The sequence below is a fragment of the Pseudomonas sp. lyk4-R2A-8 genome, from assembly GCF_030209095.1.
GTDB classification, from domain to species: Bacteria; Pseudomonadota; Gammaproteobacteria; order Pseudomonadales; family Pseudomonadaceae; genus Aquipseudomonas; species Aquipseudomonas quebecensis.
This window is the reverse complement of the sequence record NZ_JARVSS010000006.1, coordinates 61532-86328: the sequence shown is the minus strand read 5'-3', so window position 1 is coordinate 86328 and position 24797 is coordinate 61532. Positions and strand designations below refer to the sequence as shown.

The window sequence follows — 24797 nt, the reverse complement described above, 5'->3', positions numbered from 1 at the left end:
TGAAACCGGCCGCTTCGGTGGCGCGTACGCCGCCGAGCACGGTGTTGTCGTTCATGCCGCCGATGATCAGGTTTTTCGCCGCGCCGGGCAGTTTGACCAGGGCCGAGTTGGTGGCGTCCATGCTGCCGGGGACGTCGAGGGTTTTCAGCGGTGCGGTGAGGATATGGTCTGCAGGGATGCCGGCTTTTTTCAGCGAATCCATCGAACCGTCGGTGCGTTTCTTGCCGGTATCGAGTTCGTTGTAGGTGGTAATCACCGCGTAAGTTTCTTTCCAGTCCCAGCCGCGTTTTTTCGCTTCATCCGCCATGGCCGCGCCCTGCTTCTGGCCCACTTCAAAGGCCGCCATACCCAGGTACGGCACGTCTTCCATGAACTTGCCCTTGGCATCGACAAAACGGTCGTCCACCGCCATGACTTTCAGGTCGTTGACTTTGGCCTTAGCCACGATAGCCGGGCCGAGGGACACATCCGGCGGGCAGATCACAAAACCCTTGGCGCCGTTGGCGGCCAGGCTGTCGATGGCCGAGAGGGTTTTTTCGCCGTCGGGCACGGCGATCTTGATCACGGTAAAGCCATGCTCCTTGCCGGCTTTTTCGGCGAAGGCCCACTCGGTCTGGAACCAGGGTTCTTCGGCCTGTTTGACCAGAAAACCGATTTTGACGGGTTCGGCGGCCAGGGCGAAGGAACTGAGGCCGCTGAGCGCAACGGCGGTAGCAAGCACACGTAAGGCTTTTTTCATGAACGGCACCTCTTGTTGTTATGGGAGAGCAGCGGGTTTTAGTCGTGGTACATCACAGACCGCCCGCCATCGATCATCAGGCAGGTGGCATTGATAAAAGGCGCTTCGTCGGTGGCCAGGAACAGCGCCGTCATCGCCACCTCGACCGGCTGGCCGATGCGCTTGGGTGGGTGCAGGTCGAAGGCGCGCTGACGCTCGGCGTGGGGGTCGGGGAAACCGTTCCAGTAGTCCACATTGAGTTGGGTTTCGATATAACCCGGCGCGATGGCATTTACGCGGATGCCTTTGGGCGCGTATTCGATGCCCAGGGCACGGGTCAGGCCGAGCAGGCCATGCTTGGCGACCGGGTACGGGAAGCAACCGGGAATGATGTGACTGGAATGGGTGGAAGCGATATTGATGATGTTGCCGATGCCCTGCTCGATCATGTGCGGCAGCACTGTGCGGCAGCCGAACCAGGCTCCGTCGAGGTCGATGGCGAAGCAGCGGCGCCAGTCTTCGTCGGTCATCTCCAATGGGTCACGGAACACATTGACGCCGGCGCAGTTGACCAACACATCCACGCGCCCGAAACGCTCGATGGCCAGGCTGACCAGCGCCTGCCACTGCTCCTTCACGGTGATATCGATAGGCAGCGCATGGATCCGGGCGCCACGTTCGCGCCAGCGGGCGGCTACGGCTTGGACTTTCTCACCCTGGATATCGCCGATCACCAACTGCGCCTGCTGGGCCTGGAAACACGCGACGATTGCCTCGCCAATGCCTTGGGCGGCACCGGTGATAATCACCACCTTGCCTTTGAGACGCTCGCCGTAGGTAGGCTCGGGCACCACGGGTAAGGACAACGGTTGTGCCTGCATCGCTTCACCTGTTTTATTTTTGGTAGTGAGTGCTGATGCCGCCGACTATAAACCCAGACCCTGAAACATCTCAATATATAAATTTGCATCCCATAATGTGAGAGAAGATATAAAAAAACCGGCATTAAGATGCCGGTTTATTGAGCAATCGCTACGGCGGCTTTCAGCCTCAGCCCAAGGCAAAGTCGCGCAACGCGTCGCCTTCCATGCGATAACGCACCCACTCTTCCTGGGGCTGGGCGCCGATGGACTTATAGAAAGCGATCGCCGGCTCGTTCCAGTCCAGCACACTCCACTCGAAACGACCACAGCCGTTGTCGAAGGCGATCTTGGCCAAGTGGCGCAACAGCTTCTTGCCTGCCCCGCCGCCGCGTTGTTCCGGGTTGATGTAGAGGTCTTCGAGGTACAGGCAGTTGCTGCCCAGCCAGGTGGAGTAGCTGAAAAAGAATACCGCGAAGCCGATCGGCACACCGTCTCGCGAGCAGATCAGGCCATGGGCAGTCGCACCTTCGCCAAACAGGCTGCGCTGGATATCCGCCACGCTGGCGATCACTTCATGCCGGGCCTTTTCGTACTCGGCGAGCTCGGTGATGAAAGTCAGGATCTGCGCAGCGTCACTGGGCACGGCGGGACGAATCTCGATGGTCATGGGCGAGCCTTGGCAATGTGAAAGGCCACATATTAAGACGCTTCGATGAGCGATTGCAGCGCAATTTTATGCGCTGCGGGGTGCCGTCGTAGTGGCCGGGTGCGCTGTCACACAAATTCTTACAGGCGACTTGATACCGTTCGTCGCCCTTAAGGCACGATCAATAAACACCGGCTGACCAATAGAGGGTAAGGACATTAATCATATGGAGACACCCTCATGAACCATTCCAAATGTGCTGCCCTCGCCCTCGCCGGCCTGCTGTCCGCGGTTTCCCTGAGCAGCTTCGCGGCGACTTCGTCCACCGGCCCGACCAACCCGGACGCCACCACCGAATCGCAGAAATCCATGGGCACGGGCCTGGACGCCAATGGCGGCGCGGTGATCGATAACACCAACGCCGCCGACCCGCACACCCAAGGCCACGACACCCAGCGCCAGGCACCGGCTGCGGTAGGCAATGGCAAGATGGGTCCATCGGTGAACGAGCCGAAGATCAACAAAGGCGACGACTCGAACCTGCCGGGCGCGCCTAAACAACCGACACCTTGATCCATCGTACGCCAGCCGAACACCCGATCATTTCCCCATGAAGAGGTACGCATGAACGTCGATAAGAACCTTGAAAAAGAAGTCCTCACCCGCCTGCTGCACGCCCATCCCCACGGTTTGGGCAAGGAAGTGCTGGACAACTACCGCGGCGAAAAAGAGGTCGCCAGTGCCTTGGCGTTTCTCCAGGACCGTGGATTGATCAAGGATGGTCATGTGACCACCGACGCTGCCGGTGAATATGCGTTGAACCTGCCGATCAAGCTGACCGCGTCGGGTGTCGATGAAGCGCGCAAGCTGGAGAGCGCAGACGCTCAGTAATTCATTTTGTCTGGTCTGGCCCTGGCGACAGGGCCAGTAGGAGTATCGCAATGCCTCTTGGAAGCAAAGCCAAATACACCGCCGCACAGAAGCGCAAAGCCGCCCGTATCGAGCACAGTTACGAGGATAAAGGCGTGCCAAAGGCCGAAGCCGAAGCGCGCGCCTGGGCCACGGTCAACAAGCAATCCGGTGGTGGCGAAAAAGCCGGCGGTTCCGGCCAGCGCAAGGCCCCAGCGAAGAAAGCCGAGGATCGTCAGGCATCGGCCAAACGCGCTGCCGCCAGCCGCGAGGGACATCCGCGCAACAGCCGTGCGGCGTTAAGCGCCCAGACCAAGCAAAGCTTGCTCAAAGAAGCTCGGGCGAAGGATATCCCCGGGCGTTCGAGCATGCGCAAGGACGAATTGATCGAGGCGTTGAAGAAGGCGGGTTAACCCTGCTCTGACGCCAATGTCACCGATGTGAGGGCGCGCACGTCCTCACATCGGTGGCGTGTTATCCGTTGAGGAAAGCGTCGACTTCGCCAGCGCCCGGCGATGTGGCCGGGCCCCGACGGGTCACCGCCAATGCCGCTGCGGCATTGGCACGGCGCGCCGATTCCACCGGCGTGAGGCCTTGGGCAAGGCCGGCCATCATTACCCCTGCGTGCGCATCCCCGGCGCCGTTGCTGTCCACTGCCCGTACCTTGAAACCCGGCACGTGGTCGATGTGGGCGCCCCTCCCTACCCAGCAGCCATTCGGCCCGTCGCGCACCACCAGCAGCGCGTCGGCGGGCAGGTGCCGAGCGAGCGCGGACAGGGCCTGCGCGATGTCCACCGCGCCGGTGAATGCCAGCGCCTCGGGAGCGTTACTGGTCCAGATATCGATGCGCGGCAGCAATGCACGCATCAGGGCCGAATCAGGCGCTTTGACCAAAGGCCCCGGATCGAACACCACCACAATGGCGCGCGGCAGCGTCAGCACCCAGTCAATCAGCGGTTGCGCCTTGCCTTCCAACAACAGGCTGTAGCCGCTCACATAGACATAATCACCTGCATGCGGCGCCACGCTGGCAAGGTCTTCGGCACTGAGGTCACCCTCGGCGCCGAGGCGGGAAATGAAGGTGCGCTCCGTAGACGCTTCGGTCAGGGCAACGCACAAGCCGGTGTCCTTGCCAGTGCTGGGCGCAAGGGCTATCTCGATGCCGTCCGCCTGCATTGCCGCGCGGGCCAGGTCGCCGAAACGCCCGGTACCATGGCGCCCCAGGTACACCACCGGCATCCCGTTGCGGCGTGCGGCGGCCATCACGTTGAAGCCCCCGCCGGTTTCGAAGCTGGCCGATTGCGCCAACACGTCGCCACCGGATTCGGGCAACGCATCGAGGGCCATGACCAGGTCGACAATAACCTGACCGGTGTGCAGCAACCTAGACATGCGCGCCCTCGACCAGCGCCGGACGGCGATCGGAGGCGCCACCCAGTACGGCATAAAGGCCACCCGCAACCAGGAACGTTACGATCCAGCCCAGGCCGTTGTGGCCCAGCCAGGAATCGGACAATGGTCCGGCAAACCAGATGTTGTCGGCGGTGGTGCCAATGGTGGTGAAGCTGAAACCCAACACGATCGCCACGGCCCAGGCGCCGAACGCGCGCCATTCCACGCCGCCGCGATACCAATAGGCGCTGCTGGGGCTGACGTCCAGCAAATCCTTGGCGCTGTAGTAGTGACGGTGAATCAGATCGACCACGAAGATCCCGACCCACGCGGTAATCGGCACCGCCAGCAGCGAAATGAAGGTGATGAACGGGCCATAGAAACTGTCGGCGATCAGCATGAAGTAAATCGAACCGGCGAAAATCGCCACGATATCGACGATCACCGCATGCACGCGCTTGACCTTCAGGCCGAGCGTCAAGGTAGTGAGGCCGGCCGAATACACCGACAGGTTGTTTGACAGCAACAGCCCGCCGAACGCGGTGATCAGGTACGGCACGGCCATCCAGGTGGGCAGCATGTCGCGGATCGCGATGATCGGGTCCGTGGCCGCCGCCAGGTCATTGTTGCCCACCGACAGCAGACCGCCGAGGGTGATCAACAGTACCAGCGGGATACCCGCGCCAAATGCGGCGGACGCCACCAGTCGTGCGGCCTTGACGCTGCGGTGCTGGTAGCGCGACATATCGGCACCGGCATTGGCCCAGCCGATACCGGTACCGGCGGCCATGGTGCCGATGCCGATGATCATCGCGCTCAGCGGAGCCGGGGCGGCGTTGAAGACGGCGCTCCAGTCGATGGTGGCGCAGAGAAAACCGCCCACCAGGATGTTCAGCGCACCGAACACATAGGTGGCCCACTTCTGGATCACCAGCAAGGTGGCGTGGCCCAGGCCGGAGACGGCCAGGGTCAGCAGCACGAAGATGCCGATAAAGATCAGGGTCAGCACCGGCGCGCTTTTGGCCTCGACCGCCGAGCCGAACAGAATCGAACACAGCGACAGCAGCACAAACGCGGCGGTGGTGGTGTTGACGGTTTCCCAGCCCAGGCGCGACATCAGCGAGACCAGCGTCGGACCGATATTGCCGCGCACGCCGAAAATGGCTCGGGACAGTGTCAGGCTGGGCGCGCGGCCCCGTCGGCCGGCGATGGAAATGATGCCCACCACGGCAAAGGAACCGGCGGCGCCGAGGATTGCCACGATCACTGCCTGCCAGATCGCCAGGCCGCGAAACGCCACCAACGTGGCGCCCAGCGGCAAACCGAGGATGCTGATATTGGCGGCGAACCATACCCAGAACAGTTGCAGCGGGTGGCCGTTGCACTCCCCTTCCGGAACGGGCTCGATACCGCGTGTTTCCAATTGCCCGGCGCCTTGGCCGGAAGTCATGCTGCCCATCGTGGTGCTCCTGATGCCTGTAGTTGTTATGTGATGGCAAATGGTTAGAGGGTTAACCCGTCATCCTGACTGTTCAATCATGTGCTTGACGCAAGGCCAGCAGCCCCTGGACCAGGGGCTGCAGATCCAGGCCATTGACCCGCCTGATCTGCTCGATCATCGCCGACGGCCAGCACGGCATGCCCAGGCAAGCGCCGAGCATGGCGCCGAGCATGGCCGCGATGGTGTCGGTGTCCCCGCCGAGGCTGGCGGCCAGGCACAGGGCATCCAGCGCCGTCAGCTCGCCCACCGCCACTTGCTGCGCAAGGGCAAACGACACCACCACCGACTCCTGGGAGGCAACGGAAGTGCCGATCAACTCGTACAGCAAGTCGGCGAACAGCGCCGTGTCGCCACTGCCGACGCTCAGGGTACGCGCCCAACTGATGCGGGTGGAAATCCGCCCGCCGGCAATCCAGTGCCCGTGGGTTTCAGCCTGCTGGGCTATTTGAGTGCCGATGTTCAAGGCTTCGCCCAGGTCCGCACCGTTGATGCCGGCCGAGACCACCGCCGCCACCGCCGCCGCGCTGGAAATCCCCAAGGTGGTGTTATGGGTGACCTGGCACGCCTGGATCACCGCCTGGATAAACCGCGCTGAGTCGTTGACGTCGGCGGCAATGCCCACGGGCGTAATGCGCATGGCGGCACCGTTGGTGGTGCCATAGCGCCCGGACTCTTCCGGCGTATGGCCGGCGAGGATCATGTCGATGGCACGCTTGGTGGAAGGGCCGAGCAAATCCTGGGAGCCCTTGGCGCGCATGCTCGCTTCCCATTCGATCAGCCGATGGGCGAGCACCGAGGGTTGGATCGTGCCCTGCCCCTGCACCAGCAGCTCGCCCACGAGGATGGCTTGTTCGGTGTCATCGGTGATGGAGCCGGCCGGCATGTTGGGGGCGATGGGCTGGTCGGCGTGGGCGTCGACCAGCGTGGTGATAGCGCCGAAACGCGCGCGAACCTGTTCACGGCTCAGAGACTGGGTGGGCATGCCCAGGGCATCGCCCAGGGCCAGGCCGTAGAAGGCGCCGAGGGCGCGGTCATGCGGAGTCATTTGGCGGTTCCGAATTGCAGGTGCAGGCGAAAGTGCACAGGGTCTAGAAGGCTTTCGACGTACTCCATGAAACGCCCACGGCGGTCATAGGTGGTGCGTGACGCCTTCAGAAACACTGTGCCGGCCGTACGCCCGAGCAACTCGGCGTCCGCAGCGCTCAGAGGCTCGGCACCGATCCACTGATCGCCGTCGGCGCCGATATAGCCGTAGGCCGCGAGGGTGATGGTCAGGGAATTGTCGATCAAGCCCACGCGGGGCAGGCTTTCCAGACTCCCGGAGGCCGGCATCAACGAGCGCTCCAGGGACACGGCAGTGCCGTCGGTAGTGCGCCGGCGGCGGTCGAGGGCGATGAATTGGTCGCTGCCGAAGCGGCTGCGCAGGTCCTCTCGCGTCACAGCTTCCAGGCGCAGCACCTCGGTGTTCACCAGTGCGCCCGTGTCGGCCAGGGCCTGGGCCCAGCCATTGGCTTGATCGAGCACCATGCCATCGAAGGTGACGATGGAGCCGACCCCGCTTTGGGTGGCGATGTAATTGCGCCGCTTGAGTTCGGCCAGTGCCTCGCGCAACGTGCCTCGGCTGACCGCAAACTCTTCGGCCAACTGGTGCTCGCCTGGCAGCAGGAAACCGTCGGCCATCACCCCGCCTTCGATACGGCGAATGAGTTCGTCGACGACGCGTTTTTTCTTATCAAATCGGACATGTCTAATCATGTACAAATTGATAACCGAAAGCCCCCATCAGCGGCAAGCGAATTATGTCAGGGCCGCGTAAAAACTGAACTCACGGCTCCAGGCCAATCACAAAGAACGCTCCACCGCTCCAGACCCCAAGCCAGTTTTGCCCATTGATCGGACGGCTCACCGCCAGTTCTACCAACTGGTAGAACACATTGCGATGCACCAGCGCTTCGAGGTTGTTGCGTACGCAAAGATAAGGCGACGGCTCGTCGGTAACCGGATCAATCACCACCCGCAGCGGATGTTCAGGGCCAGCCTCGATCTGCTCGTCGACGTTAGTGGTGAAGCGCAATTGCTGACGTTCACCCTCGCCTTCGACCTCGAGCGTCACCGCAACGAAGGGTGCATCGTCGACCACGATCCCGACTTTTTCCACCGGCGTGATCAGGAAATAATCATCACCGTCGCGGCGAATGATGTTGGAGAACAGCTTGACCATCGGCTTGCGCCCGATCGGCGTGCCCTGGTAATACCACGTACCGTCCCGAGCGATACGCATGTCGATATTGCCGCAGAAATCCGGGTTCCACAGATGCACCGGCGCCGGGCCCTTGCCTTTTGGCAGTTGGGCCAAGAGATCATTGGTTTTGGCGGAATCGGTCATGGGTTCTCCCTGGTTGACGAACCTACTGATCACTCATGCCCAGCAGGCCGCGTGCGTACTGCGCCAGTGGGCGGGCAATCAGGTCTTGTGGCTTGTTGTCGTGGAATGTCAGTAAACCGCCACGACTGCGAATGCGTGCAGTATCAATCAAATACTGGGTGCTGGTCTCGATCAACATGATCTGGATGACACCGCTGTCCACGCCAACGCGGTCAAGCGCCTCCTGATCGGCCCATTCATCGGCGTTGCCGATACGGTCGTCGGCCTTGGCGAAGCGGCAATACAACAGGTAATGGGCGCCCGCCGCACGGGCTTCCGCCATGGCTTGCTCGAGGCCTTCGGGTTGGCGCGCGCGACGTACCATGGGGAAGTACTCGACGAAACCGTTGAAGGCTTCCTCGGCCACCACGTTGGGACGCGGATAGGCACTGCCGGGCGGTACGAAGGCCCCCTGGGCGATGAAGATGAACGAATCGGGCTGCACGCGAATCGACGCGGTGCGGCGGGTATCGCTGTGGTCCAGCAACCCGGCGTCACTCATCTGATAGCGGGTGCCTTCGGCCATATCGCTGACGGTCATGCAGCCACTCAGCGTCAACGACGCCAGCAATAACACCAGACTACGCATCCTAATCCTCCAGAAGCCGGTGACGGAAAACCGGCGAATGGGCACGAGATGCAGGTTCTGGGCCAGGGGAGCCGCTCGGCGTCAGCCGCCAATAATCTTCATGACGGTTGCACCGCCGGAGAAGGCCACTTCCTGTTTGTCGCCCAGAGCCTTCATCAACAGGCCCTGCAGCGCAGGCAGCGCCTGGTGGCGAGGCTTGTCGAGCAAGTCGCCGACGTAATGGCGGTTGCTCGACGACAGGCAGCCATGCAACCAGCCGGTGGATGACAGACGCAGCCGCGAACAGGTACGACAGAATGGCACGCTCTCGTTGGCAATCACGCCGAAATGGCCTTTGCCAGGCACTTCGTAGCGTACAGCGGTAGCGTCCACGGGGGCGTTGGCCTGCAGGTATTCGTGGTGCTCGCCGATCAGGCTGAGCAATTGTTGCAGACTGACGAATTGCTGCAGGAATGCGTTCGAATCCTTGGCCAGATGGCCCATGCGCATCAGTTCGATAAAGCGCAGTTCGTAGCCGCGTTCCAGGCAATAGTCGAGCAACGGCATGACCTGGTCCAGGTTCTGGCCGCGCAGGGGCACCATGTTGACTTTGATCTTGAGCCCGGCGGCACGCGCCTGGTCCATGCCATCCAGCACGGTCGCCAGGTCGCCGCCACGGGCGATGCTGCGAAACGCCCCGGCGTCCAGCGTGTCGAGGGAAACGTTGATGCGACGGATGCCGGCGTCCACCAACAGCGGCAATTTGCGCGCCAGCAACTGACCATTGGTGGTCAAGCTGATATCTCTGAGCCCCATCCCGCCCACAGCGCCCAGAAAAGCCTCCAATTTGGGGCTCACCAGCGGCTCACCGCCGGTGATGCGCAGGCGCTCGATACCCGCCGCTTCAATCAGATACGCCACACCACGCGCCATGGCCTGAGCCGAGAGTTCGTCCTGGGCAGCCACCAGCCGCTTGCCGTCAGGCACGCAGTAGGTACACGCATAATTGCAGGCTGAGGTCAGGCTGATTCGCAGATTGCGAAAACGCCTGCCTTGACGATCAACGATCATGGATCACTCCGGCAGCGGTTAATTCGGGCGCGCTAAAAACTGACCTATAAATCAGCTTTTAGCAAGGTCCTTGCCTGAGTATATTCCTGGGTTACTGCACCTGGCAGCAAATCATTGCGTAGCGGGCGTTTCGGCGGGAGCCGCTTCCAGCGCAGGCTCACTGCTGTGCTTGCGCTTATTGCCCATGCGCACGCCAATGTCCATCAGGAACTGGAAGAAACCTTCCTGATCTTCCAGCACATTGCTCCAGAACGGCGAGTGATACAGCGCGACCGCACCGTGCACCAGCGCCCAGGCGGCGCAGTAGTGGAAATACGGCGGCACATCTTCAAGCTTGCCTTCGCTGATACGGCCCTTGATCAACAGGGTCAGTCGTTCGAAGTTGGACGCGCGAATCTTGTGCAGCTCTTCAACCATCTCCGGGACTTGATGGCCTTTCACCACTTTCTCTTCCAGACGATCGAACAGGCGATAGCGCTGCGGGTCACGCATGCGGAACTCAAAATAGGCGCGGGACAGGGCTTCTTTATCCTTGTCCACGTCAGCCGAATGCAGCAGCTCATTCAAATCGCGCTCATAGTCGAGCATCAGGCGCAGATAGATCTCGGCCTTGGATTTGAAGTGCTTATAGATAGTGCCTTTGCCGATACCTACGGCATCCGCAATCATCTCGACGGTGACGCTGTCTTCACCCTGTTCGAGAAACAATTTGAGCGCGGTGTCGAGAATTTCCTGCTCACGGCGGCGAAACTCACGGACCTTACGGGGTTCTTTGTGCATGAGGAAGAGGTCTGCAGAGGTCGGTAGAGGGAGGGTTGCGCAAGGCCACGGACACGTGACGATACGATTTACCCGATGCGAGGGATTATCCCGACTGAACGGTCGTTGGGCAACGCCTATATGAACCGACCCGGCACTTTAATGACAACACGCCAACGAATAGGCGCCGATCAGTCAGAAATAATACGCAACATCCACTGTTGCCCACCGCTCAATGAGAACTCAACTGAAGCGCACGTATTCCAAATCTGTTTAAAAAACGACCAGCCGCCACTGGACTGAATGGGATACTGATCAATACTTCAACTGTCGGCGTGACATCTCCCCCAAGTGAAGCGCCGACCTGGGTACCGACGGACTGAGTGCCCTTGTTTTACTCCTAATGGTCTTAGCCCGGATTCACCCCCCAGAACCCGGGTTTTTTTTGCCTGCGATTTGGCCTTCAACCCGCTACGTGAGCCAATGGGAACAAGCGCTTGAAATTCTCGGTGGTCTGCTCGGCGAACCGCTCGTAGGGCTCCCCGCGCAACATCGCCAGGTACTCCGCTACGTCGCGCACATACTCCGGCAGGTTGGGCTTGCCGCGATGAGGGATGGGCGCCAGGTAGGGCGAGTCGGTCTCCACCAGCAAGCGGTCGGCCGGCACTTGCCGCGCCACGTCGCGCAGCGCATCGGCATTGCGGAAAGTAACGATCCCCGACAACGAGATGTAGAAGCCCAGGTCCAGGGCAGCCCTGGCCATGTCCCAGTCCTCGGTGAAGCAGTGCAGCACGCCGCCCTGGGGCAACGCGGCTTCGCGCAGCAGGGCCAGGGTGTCGGCACGCGCGCCGCGGGTGTGGACGATCACTGGCTTGCCGGTTTGGCGGGCAGCCTGCAGGTGCAAACGAAAGGAAGCCTGCTGCAACTCGGCGGCTTCGGGCTCGTAATGGTAGTCCAGGCCCGTTTCACCGATGGCCACGACGCGCGGGTGATTGAGTTCCGCCAGCAGCCACTCAAGCGCCGGCGCTTCGCCGGGTTTGAGGTCCAGCGGGTGGATACCCACCGAACAATCCACATCGGCATAGCGATCGGCGAGGGCTTTGACGTCGGCGGCGTTTTCAGCACTGACGCCGATGCACAGGAAGTGCCCGACCCCGCGCTGGCGCGCCGCTTCGAGGGCGGCGTCAAGGGAGCCTGCGTGCTGGGCAAGGTCAAGACGGTCAAGGTGGCAATGGGAATCTACGAGCATAAGAAGGTACGACTTGAAATCACGGTAAATGTCCGGCCAACGATACACCCGTCGGCCATCGAGGGATTAACGGCGCCCGAGCAGGCCAACCCATTGCACCAGTAGCGCTTCAAGCAGCAGCACACGGTTGAGGTTGGCCTTGCCAAGGACTTTCTGGCGTTGGGCAAGGATCCAGTCCTGGATGTTCAGCACCTTGTCCTGAGGGCTTTTCTGCGCAAGGTACTGCACCACTTTGCGCATGTCCGGCAAGCCAAGACCGTTTTCGTCCTGGGTCAACTGATAACGCAGGATCAGGCTCGACCAGTCGCAGAACCAGTCGAACAGTAGCAGTAAGGGGATGTCCTTCCAGGCCGTTTCGGCCAACTGCGTAGCGGACAATTCCTGTTTGAGCAACTTCTTCACGCCCTCCACTACCAGGGATCGCTGTTCGCGCACGCCCTGGGCCTGCAGCTTGACGGCAGCCAATGGCGAGCCTGCGGCCAGGGTCAATAACTCCACACGTTCCTCAGCAGAGCAATCCGGCAGAGCCTGTCCCAGCCACTGCAGGCTCATGGCCTCGCTCGGCAAGGGGCACGCCTGCTGCACGCAACGGCTGCGAATGGTCGGTAGCAAACGGCTAGACTGATGGCTGACCAGCAACAACACGGTATCGCCGGAAGGTTCTTCAAGACTTTTAAGCAAGGCGTTGGCGGCGTTGATGTTCATCGCCTCCACCGGCTCGATCAATACCACTTTGCGCCCGCCCATCTGCGCGGTCTGCACCACAAAACTGACCAGATCACGCACCTGGTCGACCTTGATCGCCTTGTCGGCCTCTTCGGGTTCGAGCAGGTAATTGTCCGGGTGGCTGCCTGCCTTGAGCAGCATGCAGGATTTGCATTCACCGCAGGCCTGCAGATTAACCGGCCGCTGGCACAGCAGGCTGGCCATGAGGCGCTCGGCCAGATGGCGCTTACCGATCCCCGCCGGGCCATGCAACAAGTACGCATGGGCGTGCTGGGCACGACCGGCCAATTGCTGCCAGAGGCCGTCCTGCCACGGATAGGCTTCAGCCACGGGCACGCTCCAAGAGCGTCGGCAACAGTGTGTCGATGGCGCGCTGCACATGGCTCAACGGTTGCGCCGCATCCAGCAGGTGATAGCGCGCGGGTTCGGCTGCGGCCCGCGTGAGGAAGGCGCTGCGCACAGCGTCGAAAAACGCCTGGCCCTCCTGCTCGAAACGGTCCAGGCGACCTCGGGCACTGGCGCGGGCCATGCCCACTTCCACCGGCAGATCGAACAGCAGGGTCAGGTCAGGACGCAGTTGGCCCTGCACGAACGCTTCCAGCGTAGCGATACGTTCCAGGCACAGGCCACGGCCACCGCCCTGGTACGCGTAGGTGGAATCGGTAAAACGGTCGCAGATCACTACGGCACCACGCGCCAGGGCCGGGCGGATGACCTCGGCCAGATGCTGGGCACGGGCAGCGAACACCAGCAGCAACTCGGTGTCCGGGTTCATCTGTTCTTCGCCCGGAGCCAGCAACACTTCACGGATGCGCTCGGCCAGCGGGGTTCCGCCCGGCTCACGAGTCAACACCACCTCGATACCCTCTGCACGCAAGCGCTCTGCCAGGTAATCGCGATTGGTGCTTTTGCCGGCGCCTTCCGGGCCTTCCAGGGTAATAAACAAGCCAGTCACAGGCGGTCCTTAGTCAGAGTCATTGCGGGCTTTGCGGTGCGGCGGTGTCCGGGGCGGCATCGGTCGCAGGTGCCGCCGGCTCGGACGGTTTCACCGCCGGCGCCGGGCTGGAGCGATAATCGGCCCGCCGCTTGAGCTGAAACTCACGCACGGCTGCATTATGCGCATCCAGGTCATCCGAGAAAATATGGCTGCCATCGCCACGCGCGACAAAATACAGGCTGCTGCCCGGCGCGGGGTTCAACGCCGCATGAATCGCCTCACGGCCGACCATGGCGATCGGCGTCGGCGGCAAGCCGGCCACCATGTAAGTGTTATACGGGTTGGCTTCCTTGAGATGGGCGCGGGTCAACTTGCCGTTGTAACGTTCGCCCAGGCCGTAGATCACCGTGGGGTCGGTCTGCAGCAGCATGCCGATCTTCATGCGGCGCACAAACACGCCGGCAATCTGCCCGCGCTCTTCGGGTACGCCGGTTTCCTTCTCCACCAACGAAGCCATGATCAAGGCTTGATAGGGCTCGGTGTACGGCACATCGGCGGCGCGCTTGCTCCATTCCTGGGCCAGCACGTCGTCCAGGCGGTTATAGGCTTTTTTAAGGAACTCGACGTCGGTCATACCGCGCACAAAACGGTAGGTGTCAGGGAAGAACCGTCCCTCCGGGAACACACCGGGATGGCCGAGCTTGTCCATGACTTCGCTGTCCGTCAGCCCCGACAAGGTCTGCACAATCTTTTCGTGCTTGGCCAACGCCGCGCGTACCTGACGGAAATTCCAGCCTTCGACCAATGTAAGGCCGTATTGCACCACTTCGCCGCGTTGCCACAGGCCGATCAGCCCTTGGGCAGTCATGCCGGGGGTCATGCGATATTCGCCGCTGTGCAGCGGCTGGCCGTCCAGGTTGAAGCGCCAGTACAGGCGCAGCCAGAAAGCGTCGTCAAGCACGCCGTCGGCTTCGAGGCGGTTGAAGGTGCCGGTGGGCGTCGCCCCGGAGGGTACATCGAGCAATTGCTCCTGAGTCAGCTTCAAGGGCTGCGTAAGGGCAGAGTCGAGTTTCCAGGCAGAAAAGCCCAACAGCAAACCGGCGCAGAACAGACCGATCAGCAGCAGTACAACCAGTTTTCGTATCAACTCAAATATCCAATAGCGCGCGAACAATGCCCTGCAGTTTACGGGTGAGCGGGCCAACCGACCAGCTCATCGCAGCGCACTCACGCACCGGCCAAATGCCATAAATGCTGTTGCAGGTGAAGACTTCGTCAGCCTGACGCAACTGCTCCAGGCTGATGTCGGCCACGGCCACCGGGACGCCCAGCACTTGAGCCTGGGCCAGAATCTCGGCGCGCATGACGCCGGCAACCCCACAACGCTTCAGATCGGCGGTTAGTAACAAGCCGTTGCTTACAATGAATAAATTGCTGAACACGCCTTCGATGACACGCCCGGACGTATCCCGCATCAAGCCTTCGGCGTGCTCGGGGTCCTGCCATTCGGCGCGGGCAATCACCTGCTCCAGGCGGTTGAGGTGCTTGAGACCGGCCAGCAGCGGTTGCTCGGCGAGGCGAGTGGCGCATGAAAACAGACGGATACCGACGGTTCCATGGGCCTGCGGATAGGATGCGGGCGGGCTGCCCTGAATCACTCGACGCACGGGGGCGCCGGGGTTGATGCCATAACCACGCAGGCTGTCGCCCCGAGTAAGGATCAACTTGAGAACACCGTCGCCGAGGGCGGCGGCATAGGCCTGCACCTCACCGCGTACGAGCACGTGATCGACCGCTAAGGCGAGGCGCCTGCAGCCCTCATGCAGGCGCTGCAGATGCCGGTCGAGCAGCACAGGCTGCCCGGCCTTGACGGCAATGGTCTCGAACAGACCATCGCCGTATGCCAGGCCGCGGTCTTTCAGGGGCACGGCGTCCGCTGGCTGACCGTCGACCCAGCTGTGCATCACTCGGCGAACCGGCGGAACACCAGAGAGCCGTTGGTGCCGCCAAAGCCAAACGAGTTGGAAATGGCGACATCGATCGGCATCGGCTGCGCTTCGTGAGGCACGAAGTTCAGGTCGCAGCCTTCGTCCGGCTCATCCAGGTTAATGGTCGGCGGAGCGACCTGATCCTTGATGGCCATCACACTGAAGATCGCCTCGACCGCGCCCGCCGCACCCAACAGGTGCCCGGTCATGGACTTGGTGGAGCTGACCGCCAGCTTATAGGCGTGCTCGCCGAATACCGACTTGATGGCCTCGGCTTCCGCCAGGTCGCCGGTGGGGGTCGAGGTGCCATGGGCATTGATGTAGTGCACCTGGTCCGCATTGACCTTTGCATCACGCAGCGCATTGGTGATGCACCGCGCAGCGCCGGCACCGTCGGACGGTGGCGAAGTCATGTGGTAGGCGTCGCCGCTCATGCCAAAGCCGATCAGCTCGGCGTAGATGGTGGCACCACGCGCCTTGGCATGCTCCAACTCTTCCAGGACCAGAGCCCCGGCACCGTCGGACAATACGAAGCCATCACGGCCTTTGTCCCAGGGACGGCTGGCACGGGTCGGTTCGTCGTTGCGCGTCGACAGTGCACGGGAAGCACCGAAGCCGCCCATGCCGAGGCCGCAGGCAGCCATTTCCGCGCCGCCCGCAATCATCACGTCCGCCTCGTCATAGGCGATGTTGCGCGCCGCCATGCCGATACAGTGGGTGCCCGTGGTGCACGCCGTGGCAATCGCGTAGTTAGGCCCCTGTGCGCCCAGGTGGATGGACAGGAAACCGGAAATCATATTGATGATCGAGCCCGGTACAAAAAACGGTGAAATTCGACGTGGGCCCGTCTCATGCAGCGTGCGGCTGGTGTCTTCGATATTGGTCAAACCGCCAATACCAGACCCCATGGCTACGCCGATGCGCTCACGGTTGGCGTCGGTGACTTCCAGGCCGGCGTTACGCACTGCCTGAAAACCGGCGGCCAGGCCGTATTGAATGAACAGGTCGAGCTTGCGGGACTCTTTGATCGAGAGATATTCCTCGACGTTGAACCCTTTTACCGAGCCGCCAAAACGGGTGGAATAGGCAGAAAGGTCCGTATGTTCGATCAGACCAATGCCACTGCGGCCAGCCAGAATGCCCTGCCAACTGCTCGGCACATCCGTACCCAGTGGCGACAACATACCCATACCGGTGACTACGACGCGTCTACGCGACACAGCACTCTCCTTTTTCATGATGACGACACTATGCTTCAGCGCTCACTTTTCATTGGAGCTAAAGAAAAAACCGCACGCCGTTACAGCAGTGCGGTTTTTCCCTGACAGCAAGCGACGACTACAAACTATTACGCCTGGTGGGCAGTAACGTAGTCGATGGCAGCTTGAACAGTAGTGATTTTTTCAGCTTCTTCGTCCGGGATTTCGGTCTCGAATTCCTCTTCCAGAGCCATCACCAGCTCAACGGTGTCAAGGGAATCGGCACCCAGGTCTTCTACGAAGGAAGCAGTGTTGACCACTTCTTCTTCCTTAACGCCCAGTTGCTCGGCGACGATTTTCTTGACGCGCTCTTCGATGGTGCTCATACCTTGTTTAACTCCTAATGGACAAATTCAGGCAGCTGGCCAGTGGGTAAGTGTATAGAAAGCCATTTCAGCTTTTCAACTGAAAGCTTCACCCCGAACCCGCTCGGCCACCCGCCTATAAATTAAGTTGCAGCTTTATAACGGATTTTAGACAGCTCGTATGACATTTTTTTGAAGCGATCCGTCACAATTTAACTCATGTACATCCCGCCGTTAACCGGGATTGTAGCCCCAGTCACGTATGCCGCACCGTCGGATGCCAGGAAAGTGACCACATTCGCGATCTCTTGAGCCTGGCCCAGACGACCCAGCGGAATCTGCGTCAGCAAGGCTTCACGCTGTGCTTCCGGCAGTTCGCGAGTCATATCGGTGTCGATGAACCCAGGGGCCACCGAGTTGACCGTGATCGAACGCGAACCGACTTCACGCGCCAGTGCGCGGCTGAAACCTTCCAGGCCGGCTTTGGCGGCAGCGTAGTTTACTTGGCCTGCGTTGCCCATGGCACCCACTACGGAACCAATATTGATAATTCGGCCCCAACGCGCCTTGGTCATGCCGCGCAAAACACCCTTGGACAGGCGAAACAGACTGTTCAGGTTGGTATCGACCACGTCGTACCACTCGTCGTCTTTCATGCGCATCATCAGGTTATCGCGGGTGATGCCGGCGTTATTGACCAAGATCGACGGCGCGCCGAACTGTGCGGTGATCTCGGCCAGTACAGCGGCCACGGACTCATCGCTGGTCACGTTCAGCTCAAGGCCGGTGCCTTGAACGCCATTGTCCTTCAGGGTGGCGGCAATACGCTCGGCGCCCGAGGCGGATGTGGCGGTGCCGATCACAACGGCGCCCTGACGGCCCAGCTCCAGGGCGATCGCCTGGCCGATGCCACGGCTGGCGCCGGTAACCAGTGCAACTTTACCTTGCAGACTCATGCAGGTTTCTCCTGTTCAAGCTTGTGCTGCGCGAGCGGCAGCGAAAGCGTCTGGGGTGTTGAGATTGGAAGTGGACACGCCCTCGGCGCAACGTTTATTCAGACCGGCCAGCACTTTGCCTGGGCCGCATTCGACCAGTTCGGTCGCGCCCTTGGCCGCCAGGGTCTGCACCGATTCGACCCAGCGAACCGGCTTGTAGAGTTGCTCCAGCAGGTCGCGCTTGAGGGTGTCGAGGTCGGCAGCCACGGCGGCGCTGACGTTCTGAACCAGCGGAATCTGCGGCGCCTGCCAGTCGATGGCGGCGATGGCTTCGGCAAAGCGCTCGGCAGCCGGACGCATCAGTTCGCAGTGCGACGGCACGCTCACCGGCAGCGGCAGCGCGCGCTTGGCCCCACGAGCCTTGCAGCCTTCGATGGCGCGCTCGACGGCAGCCTTGGCACCGGCGATCACCACCTGGCCAGGGGAGTTGAAGTTCACCGCGCTGACGACTTCGCCCTGAGCCGCTTCGGCGCAGGCTTCAATCACCACGGCATCGTCCAGGCCCAGGATCGCCGCCATGCCGCCCTGCCCGGCCGGAACGGCCTCTTGCATCAACTGGCCACGACGTTCGACCAGCTTGACCGCTTCACCGAGGGTCAGGCTGCCCGCCGCTACCAGCGCGCTGTATTCACCCAGACTGTGACCGGCAACAAACGCCGGACGCGCGCCGCCTTCTGCCAGCCACAAGCGCCACAGGGCGATCGAAGCGGTCAGGATGGCCGGTTGGGTTTTATCGGTCTGATTGAGCTGCTCTTCCGGCCCTTGCTGGGTCAGGGCCCACAGGTCGTAACCCAGGGCGTCGGAAGCTTCCTTGAAAGTGTCCAGGATCAACGGGTATTGCGCGCCCAGCTCGGCCAACATGCCGAGGGACTGCGAACCCTGCCCTGGAAAGACGAATGCGAGGGATGTAGACATGTAACAAGCCCCTAATGATCTGGTCGTCGGAAATAGTCGCTCCTACGGTGGGAGCGCACGAAACTGACAGATTGGATGGTCAATTGAACTGGCCGGTCACATTTAAGCATTCCCGGGCCGATTCGCCTAAGGCAACAAGTCCTCGAGACGGCCGTGCAAGCGCTGCGGCAGGTTTTCCTGAATCTCGATCACCGCACGGGCAATCGCACTCTGGAAGCCTTCGACCCCGGCCGAACCATGGCTTTTCACCACGATGCCCTGCAGCCCCAGAAAACTCGCCCCATTATGCCGCGCCGGGGCCAGGTCGGCCTGCAGGCGCCGCATCAGCGGTAGCGCCAGGGCGCCCACCAGGCGCGATGCCAGGTTGCGTCTGAACAACACTTCGATACGCGAGGCGATCATGGTCGCCAGGCCCTCGCTGGACTTGAGCAGGATATTGCCGACAAATCCGTCGCACACCACCACATCCGCTTCGCCTCGGTACAAACCATCGCCCTCGACAAATCCGATGTAGTTCAGCCCGCGCGCTTGCTGCAACAGCGTCGCGGCGAGCTTGACCTGCTGGTTGCCCTTGATGTCTTCGGTGCCGATATTCAACAACGCTACGCGCGGCCGTGCCACGCCCAGCGCTTCGGCGGCTACCGAGCCCATCACGGCAAACTGGAACAGGTGCTCGGCGCTGCAGTCCACGTTCGCGCCCAGGTCCAGCAACTGGCAATAGCCGTTCTGCGTCGGAATCGCCGCCACCATCGCCGGACGATCAATCCCGGGCAGCGTCTTGAGCACATGCCGCGACAACGCCATCAAGGCCCCGGTATTACCCGCACTGACGCAGGCCTGCACCTTGCCGTCGCGCAACAGCTCCAGGGCCACCCGCATTGAAGAGTCAGGCTTGCCGCGCAAGGCCGCCGACGGCTTTTCATCCATCGTGATGGTTTCGCTGGCCGGCACAATGCTCAGGCGCGCGCGATCCACCGCCGGATGGCTGGCAATCAGTTCTTCAAGAAGGGAGGGTTGACCGACGAGGGTCAGGTGCAACGAGGGTGTAGCGCACAGGCTGGCAAGGCAGGCCTGAACAATGCTGCGGGGACCGAAGTCCCCGCCCATTGCGTCAATCGCGATGACGAGAGCAGACAAGTGATTACTCGTCAGCGCCCTTGTCGATCACTTTACGGCCACGGTATACGCCTTCTGGCGATACGTGGTGACGCAGGTGAACTTCACCAGTGGTCTTTTCCACGGACAGGGTGCTTGCCTCGAGAGCGTCGTGCGAACGGCGCATGTCACGGGCGGAGCGGGATTTTTTGTTCTGCTGAACAGCCATAATTGATTAACTCCTAAACGTTTGGGTCACGCTTTAACTGCGCCAATACACTGAACGGGTTGGACCGCGTTACCTCGTCCTCGCTCGGTTCGGGCTCGGCATCGAGGCCCGCCGGCTGCTGGCATTCTTCCGGATGATGAGCAGGCACAATGGGCAAGGCGAGCAGAAGCTCCTCCTCGATCAGTGCATGCAGATCCAATGGATCTTCGCCCAGTTCCAGCACGTCATAACCTTTCGGCAACGACTGGGTATTCGCACCCTCCTTCACCACGGCGTAACTGCACTCGCTGTGGATCGGCAGGGTGACCAGCTCAAGACAACGCTGGCAAACCATTTTGACTTCGGTGTCGATAAAACTGTGGATCACCACAGATTTACGTTCATCTCGTTCAAAATCGAATTTGGCCTGCACCGTACCGACAGTGTCGGAAAGCGGGTCGCAGAGTCTCTCCAAATCGGCCAGCAGCACTTCACCTTGAAGGGAGGTGCCACGATCAGCCAATTTGCGCGGGTCAACGTGAGGTGGAATCGGGTCATTCAACATAGGCGCAGCATTATAGGGATGCACCCAGCCATGTCAAAGGAAATTCAGCCCTGTGCGTCAGCCGGTCGCCCCGCTAGAATCGGCGGCTGCCTTGAGGAGACGTATATGCTGCCTTTATTACTCGCTTCCAGCTCGGTTTATCGCCGGGAACTGCTCAGTCGCCTGCATCTGCCGTTCATCTGCCGCTCGCCGGATATCGACGAAAGCCACGCTGCAAATGAGTCCGCCACAGACTTGGTCAAACGCCTGGCCAAACAGAAAGCCCATGCCCTCGCCGCCAGCCACCCAGGCCACCTGATCATCGGTTCAGACCAGGTTGCCACGCTGGAAGGCCGCATCATCGGCAAGCCCCACATGTTCGAAAATGCGCGCGAGCAGTTATTGGCCGCCAGCGGCAAGCGCGTCAGCTTCCTCACCGGCCTGGCCCTGCTCAACAGCGAGACGGGGCACTGCCAGGTGGACTGCGTGCCGTTCACTGTGCACATGCGCGAACTGGATGCAGCGCGCATCGAGCGCTACCTGCAGATCGAGCAGCCGTACGACTGCGCGGGCAGCTTCAAGGCGGAAGGGTTGGGCGTGAGCTTGTTCCAAAGCACCGAAGGGCCGGACGCGACCAGCCTGGTCGGCTTACCATTGATTCGGCTGGTGGACATGCTGCTCAGCGAAGGCGTGCAAATCCCTTAAGAACACAACCAAATGCGGGAGGGAGCAAGCTCCATCCCACATGTTGATCTACGGCAGACTTGAGATATTAACGCAGCGCCGGCCCCTGGAAGCCCATGTACAGCGCCAGTTTCTCAGCCACGCTGGCGCCTAGTTTCTTGGAGAAACGATCAAACGGCGATTCTTCAACGGTGAAGTCCACCAGCTCTTTCTCGCCGACCACATCCCGCGCTACCGAACTGGCACTGCCCAGTCCATCGACCAGACCCAGCGGCAATGCTTGCTCGCCCGACCACACCAACCCGGAGAACAACTCCGGATGGTCTTTGTCCTTCAGGCGATCCCCACGCCCCTGCTTCACGCTGGCGATGAACTGGCGATGGGTGGTGTCGAGCACTCCCTGCCAGAACTGGGTTTCATCGGCCTTTTGCGGCTGGAACGGATCAAGGAAGGACTTGTGTTCGCCGGAGTTATAGGTCCGACGTTCAACCCCCAGCTTCTCCATGGCTCCGACAAAGCCGTAACCGGCCGCCGTCACGCCGATGGAGCCCACCAGACTGGCCTTGTCGGCGTAGATCTGATCGGCTGCACTGGCGATGTAGTAAGCACCGGAGGCGCCAAGATCGGCGATCACCGCATACAGCTTGATATCGGGGTGCAGGCCGCGCAGGCGACGAATCTCGTCATACACGTAACCCGACTGCACCGGGCTGCCGCCGGGACTGTTGATTCGCAGGATCACGCCCTTGACCTTGGGGTCCTCGAACGCGGCACGCAGGCTGCTGACGATATTGTCGGCGCTGGCAGGCTCCTTATCGGCAATCACCCCACGTACTTCGATCAACGCGGTGTAATTGGCGCCACGGGTCGCACTCTTTTCCATATCCATCAGCGGGCTGAACAGCGCCAGCATGATCAACAGGTAAGCAAAGGTCAGCAGCTTGAAGAAAATCCCCCAGCGCCGCGCACGCCGCTGCTCCTGGACACTGGCCAGGAGCGTCTTCTCCAGCAACTGCCAGCTCTTGTCGTCACCGCTTTGAGCCTTCTCAGGCGCTTTCCACTCGTCACTCATGCCATCAACCCCAGCAAAGACTTATTGGGCCCGACCAAGCCAGGCCTGCAATTGCGAAAAATGATCAATCGTGACCCTCGGCTCGTATTGCTGCAGCGCCTCGGCGGACTGGGCGCCATAACTGACGGCCACACTGTCCATGCCGGCGTTGCGCGCCATCATCAGGTCGAAGCTGGCATCGCCCACCATTAATGCCTGGCGCGGCGACACCCCGCAATGCGCCACGATCTGCTCCAGCATCAGAGGGTGAGGCTTGCTGGCGGTTTCATCGGCCGCGCGGGTCGCATCGAAATAATCCTCAAAGCCATGAGCCTTGAGCACCCGATCCAGGCCGCGACGAGCCTTGCCGGTAGCCACCGCCAGGTGATAACCATCGGCACGGAAAGCCTCAAGCGATTGCCGCACACCCTCGAACAGAGGCGAAGGCTCGACCTCCAGCCCAATGTAGTGTTCGGCGTAATGTTCACGGAACGCCAGCAGCTCGCCATCGGATATCTGCGGATACAGGGTGCGAATCGCTTCCGGCAGGCCGAGCCCGATAATGCCCTTGACCGCCAGGTCGCTGCACAACTCGAACCCCGAGCGGGTCGAAGCCATGTGCATCGATTCGACGATGCGACCGATGGAATCGGCCAGCGTGCCGTCCCAATCGAAAATCAGCAGCTTGTAATCACGGTGCGACACTCAAACGCTCCACGGTCTTGGCCCACATCTCGTCAACCGGTGCCTGAAGCTTCAGCTCACCGCCATCGGGCAGCGGCACCGTCAGCATGTACGCGTGCAGGAACAGACGTTTGCCGCCCAGATCGCGAATCTCCCTGGAAAAATCTTCGTCGCCGTACTTGGTGTCACCGGCAATGCAATGACCCGCGTGCAGGGTGTGCACACGAATCTGGTGGGTGCGGCCGGTGACCGGCTTGGCCTCGACCATAGTGGCAAAGTCACCGAAGCGGCGCAGCACCTTGAACAGGGTCAGCGCCTCCTTGCCCTCCTCGTCCACCTCGACCATGCGCTCGCCGGAACGCAGGTTGCTCTTCTGCAACGGCGCGCGGACGCTCTTGATCGAACTGGCCCAATTGCCGCGTACCAGCGCCATGTAACGCTTGTCCACGCCATCGCCGCGCAGAGCTGTGTGCAGATGGCGCAACATGCTGCGCTTCTTGGCGATCATCAGCAGTCCGGACGTGTCGCGGTCCAGACGGTGGACCAGCTCCAACTCCTTGGCATCCGGGCGCAACTGACGGAAGGCCTCGATCACGCCGAAGTTCAGGCCGCTGCCGCCGTGGACGGCAATCCCGCAGGGCTTGTTGATCACGATCAGCTTGCTGTCTTCAAAGACAATCGAGGCTTCCAGGCGTTGCAGCAGGCCCTGGGCCAGCGGTACGGGTTCGTCGCGCTCGGGCACGCGAACCGGCGGTACGCGGACGATATCGCCGGCCTGCAACTTGTACTCGGGCTTGATGCGCCCCTTGTTCACGCGCACTTCGCCTTTACGCAAGATGCGGTAAATCAAGGTCTTGGGCACGCCCTTGAGCCTGGCCAGGAGAAAATTGTCGATGCGTTGGCCGGCATATTCCGGCGAGACCTCAAGCAGCTGGACGCTGGGGGTCGGGGGGGTGGTAGTCGTCATGGCGGCGATGATAACAATTTTTTATGGAATTGAAGCACTTAATCATTGCTGCTATAGTCGCGAACGCCGCCAAAAGCGGCCTGGCCAGAGGACTTGCGGCAAACTGCCGGCCCTGACCATCGCAATTCATCAGGACGCGAGGCCGTCCTACGGGGCGTTCGCCACCTTGGAAAGCTCGGGATTGTAACAAGCGCAGGTGACATGAGGCCTGAAGCGAGCGCGGAAAGCAGAGTGAATACTCGCCTTCTGCGCCGATATTTACGGCCAGTTCACAAAGTGCAGTCAGTCTTGAGCCAGACCATGGCGAATGCTTCGGAAACAACGCCTGTTAAGAGCTG

General features: G+C 61.2%; 30 protein-coding genes. 4 read left to right on the top strand and 26 right to left on the bottom strand.

Going from position 1 to position 24797, the window contains the following annotated elements:
* The 3 genes from QRN10_RS07435 to QRN10_RS07425 form a co-directional block, all read right to left on the bottom strand.
* On the bottom strand, positions 1-739 hold a 739-nt coding region (locus QRN10_RS07435; protein WP_285428098.1), incomplete at its 3' end, for a substrate-binding domain-containing protein.
* A 38-nt stretch (positions 740-777) separates the two neighbouring features.
* Positions 778-1599 carry an SDR family oxidoreductase gene (locus QRN10_RS07430; protein ID WP_253508977.1) on the bottom strand — a complete coding sequence of 274 codons (822 nt, stop codon included), beginning with the start codon at positions 1597-1599 and terminating at the stop codon, positions 778-780.
* A 169-nt stretch (positions 1600-1768) separates the two neighbouring features.
* Positions 1769-2248 (bottom strand): GNAT family N-acetyltransferase, encoded by a 480-nt coding sequence (locus tag QRN10_RS07425; protein ID WP_181081151.1) that lies wholly within the window; start codon positions 2246-2248, stop codon positions 1769-1771.
* A gap of 219 nt (positions 2249-2467) precedes the next feature.
* Between QRN10_RS07425 and QRN10_RS07420 the strand changes: the two genes are divergently transcribed.
* Genes QRN10_RS07420 through QRN10_RS07410 form a run of 3 tightly spaced genes read left to right on the top strand, consistent with a single transcriptional unit; the run spans position 2468 to position 3549 of the window.
* Entirely contained in the window at positions 2468-2800 is a 333-nt protein-coding gene (locus tag QRN10_RS07420; protein ID WP_253508979.1) for a hypothetical protein, read from the top strand.
* A 51-nt stretch (positions 2801-2851) separates the two neighbouring features.
* The gene (locus tag QRN10_RS07415) at positions 2852-3118 is read left to right on the top strand and encodes a hypothetical protein (protein ID WP_181081153.1); all 267 of its coding nucleotides are present in this window, start codon (positions 2852-2854) and stop codon (positions 3116-3118) included.
* A gap of 50 nt (positions 3119-3168) precedes the next feature.
* Positions 3169-3549, top strand: a complete 381-nt coding sequence (locus QRN10_RS07410) for a Rho termination factor N-terminal domain-containing protein (RefSeq protein ID WP_253508981.1) — start codon at positions 3169-3171, stop codon at positions 3547-3549.
* Positions 3550-3610: 61 nt separating this feature from the next.
* Here QRN10_RS07410 and QRN10_RS07405 read toward each other — a convergent pair whose 3' ends face one another.
* The 20 genes from QRN10_RS07405 to QRN10_RS07310 form a co-directional block, all read right to left on the bottom strand.
* Positions 3611-4528: a PfkB family carbohydrate kinase gene (locus tag QRN10_RS07405; protein ID WP_285428097.1), complete on the bottom strand. Its 918-nt coding sequence runs from the start codon at positions 4526-4528 to the stop codon at positions 3611-3613.
* Positions 4521-5987 (bottom strand): purine-cytosine permease family protein, encoded by a 1467-nt coding sequence (locus tag QRN10_RS07400; RefSeq protein WP_181081156.1) that lies wholly within the window; start codon positions 5985-5987, stop codon positions 4521-4523. The genes QRN10_RS07405 and QRN10_RS07400 overlap by 8 nt, the downstream gene beginning before the upstream one ends.
* 73 nt (positions 5988-6060) lie before the next feature.
* Complete coding sequence (locus QRN10_RS07395; RefSeq protein ID WP_285428096.1) at positions 6061-7074, bottom strand: ADP-ribosylglycohydrolase family protein; 1014 nt, start codon at positions 7072-7074, stop codon at positions 6061-6063.
* Positions 7071-7784, bottom strand: a complete 714-nt coding sequence (locus QRN10_RS07390) for a GntR family transcriptional regulator (RefSeq protein ID WP_181081158.1) — start codon at positions 7782-7784, stop codon at positions 7071-7073. The genes QRN10_RS07395 and QRN10_RS07390 overlap by 4 nt, the downstream gene beginning before the upstream one ends.
* A 70-nt stretch (positions 7785-7854) precedes the next feature.
* Complete coding sequence (locus tag QRN10_RS07385; protein WP_181081159.1) at positions 7855-8415, bottom strand: DUF1285 domain-containing protein; 561 nt, start codon at positions 8413-8415, stop codon at positions 7855-7857.
* A gap of 22 nt (positions 8416-8437) precedes the next feature.
* On the bottom strand, positions 8438-9043 hold the full coding sequence (locus QRN10_RS07380; RefSeq protein ID WP_181081160.1) for a DUF4823 domain-containing protein: 606 nt from the start codon (positions 9041-9043) through the stop codon (positions 8438-8440).
* A gap of 81 nt (positions 9044-9124) precedes the next feature.
* Positions 9125-10093 (bottom strand): GTP 3',8-cyclase MoaA, encoded by a 969-nt coding sequence (locus tag QRN10_RS07375; protein ID WP_253508987.1) that lies wholly within the window; start codon positions 10091-10093, stop codon positions 9125-9127.
* Positions 10094-10204: 111 nt separating this feature from the next.
* Positions 10205-10873 carry a TetR/AcrR family transcriptional regulator gene (locus QRN10_RS07370; RefSeq protein ID WP_181081162.1) on the bottom strand — a complete coding sequence of 223 codons (669 nt, stop codon included), beginning with the start codon at positions 10871-10873 and terminating at the stop codon, positions 10205-10207.
* A gap of 442 nt (positions 10874-11315) precedes the next feature.
* On the bottom strand, positions 11316-12101 hold the full coding sequence (locus tag QRN10_RS07365) for a TatD family hydrolase (RefSeq protein WP_181081163.1): 786 nt from the start codon (positions 12099-12101) through the stop codon (positions 11316-11318).
* A gap of 66 nt (positions 12102-12167) precedes the next feature.
* Entirely contained in the window at positions 12168-13157 is a 990-nt protein-coding gene (locus tag QRN10_RS07360) for a DNA polymerase III subunit delta' (protein WP_285428095.1), read from the bottom strand.
* Complete coding sequence (tmk, locus tag QRN10_RS07355; protein ID WP_181081165.1) at positions 13150-13782, bottom strand: dTMP kinase; 633 nt, start codon at positions 13780-13782, stop codon at positions 13150-13152. Before tmk ends, QRN10_RS07360 begins: the two co-directional genes overlap by 8 nt.
* Positions 13783-13801: 19 nt before the next feature.
* Positions 13802-14911, bottom strand: a complete 1110-nt coding sequence (gene mltG, locus QRN10_RS07350; RefSeq protein WP_266246397.1) for an endolytic transglycosylase MltG — start codon at positions 14909-14911, stop codon at positions 13802-13804.
* 1 nt (position 14912) lies between these two features.
* Positions 14913-15728 (bottom strand): aminodeoxychorismate lyase, encoded by an 816-nt coding sequence (gene pabC, locus QRN10_RS07345; protein ID WP_285428094.1) that lies wholly within the window; start codon positions 15726-15728, stop codon positions 14913-14915.
* Positions 15728-16972, bottom strand: coding sequence for a beta-ketoacyl-ACP synthase II (fabF, locus tag QRN10_RS07340; protein ID WP_181081168.1), 1245 nt, complete (start codon positions 16970-16972; stop codon positions 15728-15730). The genes pabC and fabF overlap by 1 nt, the downstream gene beginning before the upstream one ends.
* 128 nt (positions 16973-17100) lie before the next feature.
* Positions 17101-17337, bottom strand: coding sequence for an acyl carrier protein (acpP, locus tag QRN10_RS07335; RefSeq protein WP_007987170.1), 237 nt, complete (start codon positions 17335-17337; stop codon positions 17101-17103).
* Positions 17338-17528: 191 nt separating this feature from the next.
* A complete protein-coding gene (gene fabG / locus QRN10_RS07330) occupies positions 17529-18272 on the bottom strand; it encodes a 3-oxoacyl-ACP reductase FabG (RefSeq protein ID WP_266246402.1) in 744 nt (247 codons plus the stop codon).
* Between the two features lie 15 nt (positions 18273-18287).
* Positions 18288-19226, bottom strand: a complete 939-nt coding sequence (gene fabD / locus QRN10_RS07325; RefSeq protein WP_285428093.1) for an ACP S-malonyltransferase — start codon at positions 19224-19226, stop codon at positions 18288-18290.
* A gap of 126 nt (positions 19227-19352) precedes the next feature.
* Entirely contained in the window at positions 19353-20363 is a 1011-nt protein-coding gene (gene plsX / locus QRN10_RS07320) for a phosphate acyltransferase PlsX (RefSeq protein ID WP_181081170.1), read from the bottom strand.
* A 4-nt stretch (positions 20364-20367) separates the two neighbouring features.
* Complete coding sequence (rpmF, locus tag QRN10_RS07315; RefSeq protein WP_003179396.1) at positions 20368-20550, bottom strand: 50S ribosomal protein L32; 183 nt, start codon at positions 20548-20550, stop codon at positions 20368-20370.
* A gap of 13 nt (positions 20551-20563) precedes the next feature.
* On the bottom strand, positions 20564-21094 hold the full coding sequence (locus QRN10_RS07310) for a YceD family protein (RefSeq protein ID WP_181081171.1): 531 nt from the start codon (positions 21092-21094) through the stop codon (positions 20564-20566).
* 105 nt (positions 21095-21199) lie between these two features.
* On the opposite strand from QRN10_RS07310, the gene QRN10_RS07305 reads away from it, so the two are divergent.
* Positions 21200-21778, top strand: coding sequence for a Maf family protein (locus QRN10_RS07305; protein WP_285428092.1), 579 nt, complete (start codon positions 21200-21202; stop codon positions 21776-21778).
* A gap of 67 nt (positions 21779-21845) precedes the next feature.
* Here QRN10_RS07305 and QRN10_RS07300 read toward each other — a convergent pair whose 3' ends face one another.
* Genes QRN10_RS07300 through rluC form a run of 3 tightly spaced genes read right to left on the bottom strand, consistent with a single transcriptional unit; the run spans position 21846 to position 24459 of the window.
* Complete coding sequence (locus QRN10_RS07300; protein ID WP_253509005.1) at positions 21846-22829, bottom strand: S49 family peptidase; 984 nt, start codon at positions 22827-22829, stop codon at positions 21846-21848.
* 21 nt (positions 22830-22850) lie between these two features.
* Positions 22851-23513, bottom strand: coding sequence for an HAD-IA family hydrolase (locus QRN10_RS07295; RefSeq protein ID WP_181081174.1), 663 nt, complete (start codon positions 23511-23513; stop codon positions 22851-22853).
* Entirely contained in the window at positions 23500-24459 is a 960-nt protein-coding gene (gene rluC / locus QRN10_RS07290) for a 23S rRNA pseudouridine(955/2504/2580) synthase RluC (RefSeq protein WP_181081175.1), read from the bottom strand. The genes QRN10_RS07295 and rluC overlap by 14 nt, the downstream gene beginning before the upstream one ends.
* Positions 24460-24797 lie beyond the last annotated feature (338 nt).

Bases quoted from the DNA above. Each gene is read 5' to 3' on its own strand.
- QRN10_RS07430 (WP_253508977.1), bottom strand. From the start codon at position 1,599: ATGCAGGCACAACCGTTGTCCTTACCCGTGGTGCCCGAGCCTACCTAC.
- QRN10_RS07425 (WP_181081151.1), bottom strand. From the start codon at position 2,248: ATGACCATCGAGATTCGTCCCGCCGTGCCCAGTGACGCTGCGCAGATC.
- QRN10_RS07420 (WP_253508979.1), top strand. From the start codon at position 2,468: ATGAACCATTCCAAATGTGCTGCCCTCGCCCTCGCCGGCCTGCTGTCC.
- QRN10_RS07415 (WP_181081153.1), top strand. From the start codon at position 2,852: ATGAACGTCGATAAGAACCTTGAAAAAGAAGTCCTCACCCGCCTGCTG.
- QRN10_RS07410 (WP_253508981.1), top strand. From the start codon at position 3,169: ATGCCTCTTGGAAGCAAAGCCAAATACACCGCCGCACAGAAGCGCAAA.
- QRN10_RS07405 (WP_285428097.1), bottom strand. From the start codon at position 4,528: ATGTCTAGGTTGCTGCACACCGGTCAGGTTATTGTCGACCTGGTCATG.
- QRN10_RS07400 (WP_181081156.1), bottom strand. From the start codon at position 5,987: ATGGGCAGCATGACTTCCGGCCAAGGCGCCGGGCAATTGGAAACACGC.
- QRN10_RS07395 (WP_285428096.1), bottom strand. From the start codon at position 7,074: ATGACTCCGCATGACCGCGCCCTCGGCGCCTTCTACGGCCTGGCCCTG.
- QRN10_RS07390 (WP_181081158.1), bottom strand. From the start codon at position 7,784: ATGATTAGACATGTCCGATTTGATAAGAAAAAACGCGTCGTCGACGAA.
- QRN10_RS07385 (WP_181081159.1), bottom strand. From the start codon at position 8,415: ATGACCGATTCCGCCAAAACCAATGATCTCTTGGCCCAACTGCCAAAA.
- QRN10_RS07380 (WP_181081160.1), bottom strand. From the start codon at position 9,043: ATGCGTAGTCTGGTGTTATTGCTGGCGTCGTTGACGCTGAGTGGCTGC.
- QRN10_RS07375 (WP_253508987.1), bottom strand. From the start codon at position 10,093: ATGATCGTTGATCGTCAAGGCAGGCGTTTTCGCAATCTGCGAATCAGC.
- QRN10_RS07370 (WP_181081162.1), bottom strand. From the start codon at position 10,873: ATGCACAAAGAACCCCGTAAGGTCCGTGAGTTTCGCCGCCGTGAGCAG.
- QRN10_RS07365 (WP_181081163.1), bottom strand. From the start codon at position 12,101: ATGCTCGTAGATTCCCATTGCCACCTTGACCGTCTTGACCTTGCCCAG.
- pabC (WP_285428094.1), bottom strand. From the start codon at position 15,728: ATGCACAGCTGGGTCGACGGTCAGCCAGCGGACGCCGTGCCCCTGAAA.
- acpP (WP_007987170.1), bottom strand. From the start codon at position 17,337: ATGAGCACCATCGAAGAGCGCGTCAAGAAAATCGTCGCCGAGCAACTG.
- fabG (WP_266246402.1), bottom strand. From the start codon at position 18,272: ATGAGTCTGCAAGGTAAAGTTGCACTGGTTACCGGCGCCAGCCGTGGC.
- fabD (WP_285428093.1), bottom strand. From the start codon at position 19,226: ATGTCTACATCCCTCGCATTCGTCTTTCCAGGGCAGGGTTCGCAGTCC.
- rpmF (WP_003179396.1), bottom strand. From the start codon at position 20,550: ATGGCTGTTCAGCAGAACAAAAAATCCCGCTCCGCCCGTGACATGCGC.
- QRN10_RS07310 (WP_181081171.1), bottom strand. From the start codon at position 21,094: ATGTTGAATGACCCGATTCCACCTCACGTTGACCCGCGCAAATTGGCT.
- QRN10_RS07305 (WP_285428092.1), top strand. From the start codon at position 21,200: ATGCTGCCTTTATTACTCGCTTCCAGCTCGGTTTATCGCCGGGAACTG.
- QRN10_RS07300 (WP_253509005.1), bottom strand. From the start codon at position 22,829: ATGAGTGACGAGTGGAAAGCGCCTGAGAAGGCTCAAAGCGGTGACGAC.
- rluC (WP_181081175.1), bottom strand. From the start codon at position 24,459: ATGACGACTACCACCCCCCCGACCCCCAGCGTCCAGCTGCTTGAGGTC.